The sequence below is a fragment of the Cereibacter johrii genome, assembly GCF_001720585.1.
In the GTDB taxonomy this organism is placed as follows: domain Bacteria; phylum Pseudomonadota; class Alphaproteobacteria; order Rhodobacterales; family Rhodobacteraceae; genus Cereibacter_A; species Cereibacter_A johrii.
Window position 1 is genome coordinate 1 of record NZ_MABH01000013.1, and the last position, 4103, is coordinate 4103.

Consider the following 4103-nt stretch of genomic DNA (forward strand, 5'->3'; position numbering starts at 1 on the left):
GCGCGGCCGAGGCCCGAGAGCGGCATCGGCCGGAAGGGACCCTCCGGCCCGGGCGCGGGCAGGTCCGAGCGGCCGAAGCCGCGCGCGTTCGTCTCGCGGATCAGGGCCAGCACATCCTCGGGTCCGATGGGCGTCTGCGCGGTCATGCCTTACACCATCTGCTCGCCGCCGCGGCCCGCGAGCACGATCGTGCCCTCGTCCGACATCTGCCGGGCCACCGCGATGATCTGCTTCTGCGCGGCCTGCACGTCGGTCAGCCGCACGGGGCCCAGCGCCTCCATCTCGTCCCGGACGGTGGCCGCAGCCCGCGTCGACATGCAGCCGAGGATCTTCGCCCGCAGCCCCTCGTCCGCCCCCTTCAGCGCCAGCACCAGCGTCTCGTTGTCCACGGCCCGCAGCAGGGTCTGCAGCGAGCGGTCGTCGGACTTGATGAGATTGTCGAAGACGAACATGTTGTCCTGGATCGCCTGCATCAGGTCCTTGTCGTCCTTGCGGATGTCCTTGAGGATCCGCGCCTCGGTCGCGGTGCGGGTGAAGTTCATGATCCGCGCGGCCGCCTTCACGCCGCCGATCTGGCTCGCGCGCATGGTAGTCGAGGCCTTGAACTTGCGCTGCATGACCTGCTGGAGGTCGGCCAGCGCCTCGGGCTGCACCGTGTTCAGCGAGGCGATGCGCTGGATCACCTCGGGCTGGATCTCCTCGGGCAGCAGCGCCAGCACCTGGGCTGCCAGCGCGTGATCGAGGCAGGCCACCGTGAGGGCCATGATCTGGGGATGCTCGTCCACCAGCAGCTCGGCGATCGAGGGCGCGTCCATCCATTCGAGGATCTCGAGCGGGCGCTCGGAGGCGGACTGGCCGATGCGGCTGATGACCGTCTCGGCCTTGTCCTCGCCGAAGGCCGCCGACAGGACGTTGCGGATATAGCCCGCCGCGCCGAAGCCGAGGCCGGTCTGGCGGCGGAGCGTGTCGAGGAAATCCTCGAGCACAAGGCTCAGCGTGTCCTGATCGATGCCGCGCACGCTGTACATGGCCGCGCCCAGATGCTGCACCTCGCGCGGGGTGAGGTTGCGCAGGATCTGCGCGGCCGTCGTCTCGCCGAACAGCATGAGCAGGATGGCGGCCTTCTGCGTGCCGGTGAGCGTCTTGAAGTGGCTGGCGGCGGCTGTGGTCATGTCACTTCACGGTGTCGAGCTCGGCCGCGATCATCTGGCGGATGGTGGTGGCGATGCGGCCCTCGTCCTCCTCGACGAGCTTGCGGATGACGAGGATCTGCTCCTCATGGCTGCGCGCCGCATCGAGCATGTTCTTGGTCAGCGCCCCCTGACGCGCCTTGAGGCGGGCGCGCACGTCATCGAGGCTCTCGCCTTCGCCCACCTCCACCGCCGTCTCGCCCAGAGGCAGCGCGCCGGCTGCGGCGGGCGCGGGCAGAAGCACGCGGTTCAGGATCGGCCGCACGACCCCCAGCGCCACCACGGCCAGCGCCGCGAGAAGGAAGCCTTGCCGCGCCACATCCGCAAGCCACGGCTCGGCGCTCCAGCCGGAGGCCTCGGGGGCGACCGTGTCGAGAAAGGGCTGCGCCGTGATCGTCACCACGTCGCCCCGGTCCGCGTCGAAGCCCACGGCCGAGCGGGTCAGCCGCTCGAGATCGGCCTTCAGCGCCTCGGGCAGGAGCGGGGGCGGCGGGGCGGCAGGATCGGCGGCGGCAGGCTGCGGCTGGGCGCGCACCACGACCGCCGCACTCACCCGCGCGATGCGGGCGGTGGCGGGCAGGGTGGTCTCGACCTTGCGGCTGACCTCGAAATTGCGGGTCGAGTTCTGCGACCGGCTGCGCATCGGCGCTGCGGCCTCGCCCGCGGCGGTGGGCGGCGCCCCTTCCTCGAGCCCGGCCTCGGGCGGCGGGCTGTTCGACACGGCGCCCGGAATGCCCCTGGCCTGCGGGTCGGCCGTCTCCTCGATCTGGCTCTGCTCGGCCAGAAGCGCGGTGCGGTCGGGGTCGACCTGCTCCTCGCGGATCTCCTGGCGGGTGAAATCCATGTCGATCGTGACCTGCACCGCAAGGTTGCCCGGCCCCGCGATGGGGGTGAGCAGGCTCTCGATCCGGTTGCGGTAGAGCGTCTCGAGCTGCACCCGGTGCTGGAGCTGGCGGTCGTTCAGCAGCACCGCCGGATCGTCCGAGCCCCGCGACAGAAGCCGCCCCATCTGGTCGACCACCGTCACATCCTGCCGCGCCATGCCCGGCACCGAGGAGGAGACGAGGTTCACGATGGCCTCGACCTGCGCGCCGTCGAGCGTGCGTCCCGTCACGATCTGGAGGAAGACGCTCGCCCGCGGCGGCTGGCTCTCGCGCAGGAAGGCCGACCGTTCGGGCAGCGCCAGATGCACGCGCGCCGCCGAGACGGCGGAAATCTCGGTGATCGACCGCGCGAGGTCGAGCTCCTGCGCCTGCCTGAGCCGCGCCGTCTCGACCGATTTCGACGTGCCCATCGGCAGATCGTTCAGCAGCGCATTCCCGTCGGGCAGGCCCTGCGGCAGCCCCTGCGCCGCAAGCAGCATCCGCGCGCGGTGATAGTCCGCGCCCGGCACCGCCACCTCGCCCGTGCGCTCGTCGATCACCGCCGCGATGCCGCCGCCGGTCAGGCTGTCGATCACGCGCGCCTTCTCGGCCTCGGGCAGGCCGGGATAGAGCGTGACGCGGGCGGGCTCGCGCAGGAGGATCCATCCGGCCAGCGCCAGCACGGTCACCGCAAGGATGAGGATGGCGGGCATCGCGCGGCGCAGGCCCGGCTGGTCGCCGAACCGGCGGATCTGATCCACCATGCCGCGCATCTGCGGGATCAGCGCGCCTGCCGGTCCGCGCACCGCGGGAGGCGTGGGAGAAGGGGCCATCGGTCGCTTTCCCCGGCTCTCAGACCGGCATGTTCATGATGTCGCGATAGGCGCCGAGCGCCTTGTTGCGCACGTTGAGCGCAAGCTGGAAGCCCAGCGACGAGACCTGCTGCGAGATCATCACCTCGGCCAGATTGCCCGTCTCGCCGCGCTCGAAGGCGGCGGCCTTCTCGCCCGCTTCGCTCTGGGCCCGCGCCAGATCCTCGACGGCATGGCCGAGCCGCTCGCTGAAGGCCGGGGCGGCGGTGCGGTCGGTCTGTCCGAGCGGCTGCGGGCGCTGGCTGGCGGAGGCCTCCTGAAGCCCCCCGAGGGGCAGGGCGCCGCTGATCGACTGGATGGTCATGGCCGCCGCTCCGTCAGACGGCCGCCAGATGCAGCGGGCGCACCGGCAGCTGCGGCACCGCGTCGATCACGATGTCGTCCGGCACGATCCGGCCCCCCTCGTGCAGGACGAGGGCGCGCTGGATGACATTCTCGAGCTCGCGCACATTGCCGGGCCAGTCGTGGGCGAGGAGCGTCTCGAGCGCCTCGGGCGCAAGGAGGGGCAGCGCGAGCTCGGCCGGGCAATGGCGGCGCAGGAGCGCCACGGCCAGCGCCGGAATGTCGTCGGGGCGCTCGCAGAGCGGCTTCGTGGTCAGCGGGAAGACATTCAGCCGATACCACAGATCCTCGCGGAAGCGGCGGGCGCGGACCTCCTCGGGCATGTGCCGGTTCGAGGTGGCGATGATGCGCACATCGACGGGCACCTCGGTTTGGCTGCCGAGCGGCGTCACGCGCCGCTCCTGCAGCACGCGCAGCAGCTTCGATTGCAGCCCCATCGGCATTTCCGACACTTCGTCGAGCAGGAGCGTGCCGCCCTCGGCCGCGCGGATGATGCCCTTGTTGGCGCCCGAGGCGCCGGTGAAGGCGCCCTTCTCGTGGCCGAACAGCATGGCTTCCAGCATGTTCTCGGGGATGGCCGCGCAGTTGATCGCGATGAAGGGGCCCGCGGCGCGGCGGCTCGCCTCATGCACCTTGCGCGCCAGCACCTCCTTGCCCGAGCCGGTCGGCCCGTTGATGAAGACGGTGACATCGGTGCGCGCCACGCGGGCGGCGAGGTCGATCAGCGCGCCGGTCGCCGCATCGGCCGCCACCATGGCCGAGACCTGCGAGGCGAGGAGATCGGCCAGCGCCAGCAGCGCCGCGTCGCGGTGGGGCAGCGTGCCCGTGGGCCGGGG

General features: G+C 71.5%; 4 protein-coding genes and 1 pseudogene. All 5 read right to left on the minus strand.

Translation table 11 applies throughout. The features are described from left to right. Positions 1–146: pseudogene (locus A9O63_RS23595) on the minus strand (FliH/SctL family protein); the annotation flags it as partial. A gap of 3 nt (positions 147–149) precedes the next feature. Next, a complete protein-coding gene (fliG, locus tag A9O63_RS00365) occupies positions 150–1172 on the minus strand; it encodes a flagellar motor switch protein FliG (protein WP_069330141.1) in 1023 nt (340 codons plus the stop codon). Between the two features lies 1 nt (position 1173). Then, the gene (fliF, locus tag A9O63_RS00370; RefSeq protein WP_069330142.1) at positions 1174–2886 is read right to left on the minus strand and encodes a flagellar basal-body MS-ring/collar protein FliF; all 1713 of its coding nucleotides are present in this window, start codon (positions 2884–2886) and stop codon (positions 1174–1176) included. Positions 2887–2905: 19 nt separating this feature from the next. Next, complete coding sequence (gene fliE, locus A9O63_RS00375) at positions 2906–3229, minus strand: flagellar hook-basal body complex protein FliE (RefSeq protein WP_069330143.1); 324 nt, start codon at positions 3227–3229, stop codon at positions 2906–2908. A 13-nt stretch (positions 3230–3242) separates the two neighbouring features. Continuing rightward, on the minus strand, positions 3243–4103 hold an 861-nt coding region (locus A9O63_RS00380), incomplete at its 5' end, for a sigma-54 interaction domain-containing protein (protein WP_069330144.1).

Coding starts and splice junctions, on each gene's coding strand:
- fliE (WP_069330143.1), bottom strand. CDS start 3,229: ATGACCATCCAGTCGATCAGCGGCGCCCTGCCCCTCGGGGGGCTTCAG.
- fliG (WP_069330141.1), bottom strand. CDS start 1,172: ATGACCACAGCCGCCGCCAGCCACTTCAAGACGCTCACCGGCACGCAG.
- fliF (WP_069330142.1), bottom strand. CDS start 2,886: ATGGCCCCTTCTCCCACGCCTCCCGCGGTGCGCGGACCGGCAGGCGCG.